Annotated in this window: 3 protein-coding genes; 1 reads left to right on the forward strand and 2 read right to left on the reverse strand. The window is 68.1% G+C overall.

Going from position 1 to position 2,041, the window contains the following annotated elements:
* Both ABZ749_RS34445 and ABZ749_RS34450 read right to left on the reverse strand, forming a co-directional pair.
* On the reverse strand, nt 1–175 hold a 175-nt coding region (locus tag ABZ749_RS34445; RefSeq protein WP_357235428.1), incomplete at its 3' end, for a VOC family protein.
* Between the two features lie 137 nt (nt 176–312).
* Nucleotides 313–882, reverse strand: a complete 570-nt coding sequence (locus ABZ749_RS34450; RefSeq protein ID WP_357235422.1) for a TetR/AcrR family transcriptional regulator — start codon at nt 880–882, stop codon at nt 313–315.
* 97 nt (nt 883–979) lie between these two features.
* Here ABZ749_RS34450 and ABZ749_RS34455 point away from each other — a divergent pair, with 97 nt between their 5' ends.
* Nucleotides 980–1,915, forward strand: coding sequence for a 2-dehydropantoate 2-reductase N-terminal domain-containing protein (locus ABZ749_RS34455; RefSeq protein WP_357235425.1), 936 nt, complete (start codon nt 980–982; stop codon nt 1,913–1,915).
* The last annotated feature ends 126 nt before the right edge of the window (nt 1,916–2,041 follow it).

The following is a 2,041-nucleotide window of genomic DNA, read 5'->3' on the forward strand; positions in this document are numbered from 1 at the left end:
CCTCCGGGTTGGCGGCCAGGCCGAGCTCGCTGCTGCCCAGTCGGAGGGCGACGAACTCCGGTGCGCCCTCGTCCGGGAACCGGTAGGTCAGCTCGAAGCCGACCACGTCCCGGTAGAACGCGATCAGTCGTGGCAGGTCAGGTGTCGTCACGATCGGAAACGCTTCGGTGAACACGGACCACCTCCAAGCCGGACCCTAGCCGGTGCCGGGTCCAGCAGGAACTACCACTGTCGATCCCGGTAGAAGTTGTCGCCTCGTTCCGGGCTTCGAGCTGAGCACAGTCGCTGGACTGCCACAGGGGCCAGATCTGCTCACGGCGCCGCGCGTCGGAGGCCGGCGAGAACGAGGGTGATGAGGCCGTCCGCGTCGGTTCGGTAGGTCGGGTGGTCGTAGGCCGCACAGATGCCGTGGAGGGCCATCATGACGGCGCCGGCTCCCACGTCGTCGCGCATGGTCCCGGTCCTGACGGCAGCGGCCAAGAGGTCGTCGATCACCTGGCCCAGGGCTTGGGCACCCTCTGCCAGCGCGCCCGATTGGGTGGCCATGAGCGTGGCGAGTGTGCGGGCGAGGCCCTCGTGGCGGTGCAGGTGCTCCACGAAGCCGCGCAGGAAGGATTCCAGCGCCTCGTCGGCGGGGAGGGTGGCCTGCAGCTCGTAGGCGCGGTCGCACATCGCGGTGAGTTCTTCGCGGTAGACCGCCTCAGCCAGGGCTTCCCGGGTGGGGAAGTGGCGGTAGAGCGTGCCGGTGCCCACGCCAGCGAGTTTGGCGAAGTCGTCGAAGCGCAGGTTGAAGCAGCCGCTGGCGAAGAGCTCGCGGGCCTTCGCGATCAGGGCGTCCCGGTTGCGGCGGGCGTCGGCGCGCAGTGGCTTGGCATCGGTCACGTGGGGCTCCAGGTTGACAAGTGGAGACTGTCTCCATATTTTTAGAAACGGAGACAGTCTCCGATTATAGGGTACGAGGTGCCGCGTGAAGATCTTGATGTTCGGCCGGGGCGTCATCGGCGCGACGTACGGGTGGGCCCTGGAACGGGCCGGGCACCACGTCGAGTTCTATGTCCGGCCGGGGCGGGCGGCAGCGTACGGCGATGCGATTGATCTCGACCTGCTCGACGCCCGGCGACGGCCGTGGGGGAAGCGCGTCGCCGAGAGGTGGCCGGTGCGCTACCGCGAGTCACTGGAGCCGGACCATGACTTCGATCTGATCGTGCTGAGCGTGCAGCACTACAACTTCGCGGAGGCCGCGGCCTTCCTGGGGCCGCGCGTGGGCAACGCCACTGTGCTCGTCTTCAACAACCTCTGGGTCGAGCCGATGACCGCGACCGAACACCTTCCCGCTGACCAGGTGGCCTGGGGCTTCCCCGGGGCTGGCGGCGGCTTCGGCGACGACGGTGTGCTGCGTGGGGCTCTGCTGCCCGTGGTCTTCTTCGGCACTCTCGACCGGCCGCCGACCGAGCGCGAGCGGGCCGTGCGCCGGGTGTTTCGCGAGGCGGGGTTCAGGCTCCAGGAGAGCTCCGACTTCCGTGGCTGGCTGTCGATCCACTTCGTTCAGAACGCGGGCCTGCACACACAGAGCCTGAAGCAGGGCTCGTTGTCCAAGCTGACGCCCGGCAACATACGCGAAGCGATCCTCGCCATCCGCGAACTCCTGCGGCTCGTCGAGGCTCGCGGCGTTGATCTGCGGCGGCACCGCAGCGAGCTATTTCCTTTCACCGCGCCCGTCTGGCTGGCCGCACCGGTGATGGCCTGGCTGTTCAGGCACTTCCCGCCGATGCGCCTGGTGATGGAAGCCCACGCCAACCCCGAGGAGCTGCGCGCGGTCTGCCGCGACACCCTGGCGGAGGCGCGCAGGCTGGGCGTTGAGGTGCCCCGACTGGAGGCGGCCGAGCCCTACTTCGCTGCCGAGAGAGCGGCCTAGGCATCCACGCGCTGGTGCTGAAACGCCTCAGCTTGATCTTTAACCTGCGGGGCGGTGGCATCGACCCCGGCTGATCATGGGGACAGCCCTTGGTCGATCATTCCTCTTGTCTAGGGAAGAAGATCG

Source organism: Micromonospora sp. NPDC047753 (assembly GCF_040642735.1).
Lineage (GTDB): Bacteria > Actinomycetota > Actinomycetes > Mycobacteriales > Micromonosporaceae > Micromonospora.